General features: G+C 38.2%; 1 protein-coding gene. It reads right to left on the bottom strand.

Going from position 1 to position 442, the window contains the following annotated elements:
- Positions 1–68: 68 nt before the first annotated feature.
- On the bottom strand, positions 69–442 hold a 374-nt coding region (locus ETC02_RS18675), incomplete at its 5' end, for a zinc ribbon domain-containing protein (RefSeq protein WP_171698482.1).

The following is a 442-nucleotide window of genomic DNA, read 5'->3' as shown; positions in this document are numbered from 1 at the left end:
GTGAACTACCCCCACTTAATTTTCTAGCGAAAATTTGAAGTGGGGGCTTCCAAAGAAGTTTGACTGCTTCAAGCAATCCTTATTCTTTGAGGCGTGTCCACTTCGCCGCTAGAGCATAAGACACTCAGGTCTACAGCTTTACTTTTCTTTAAGATGTTTAATGCGCCATTGACATCAGCATTAATTAGTTTGCCAGACTTTGTTCGATACAAGCCGCGCTTAATACGTTTGCCGCTGAACTTATATTCTTTTGGATTGTCGGCATTATATTCAGGAATCTCATCGCCGTCAAAAAAGCTGGCTTGAGACGTATATGATTCTTCCTGTTTCAAGAATTCAATGCCGTAAAATTCACAAAGATATTCTAGTTTTTCTTTTATGTTACCGAGAGGAATATTGACAAAGTTTTGATTTGTCTTTTTTCCTAGATTCATATTGCGTT

It is taken from the genome of Geobacillus sp. DSP4a (assembly GCF_013096875.1).
Taxonomy (GTDB): Bacteria; Bacillota; Bacilli; order Bacillales; family Anoxybacillaceae; genus Geobacillus; species Geobacillus thermophilus.
This window is presented reverse-complemented; position numbering and strand designations above follow the sequence as displayed.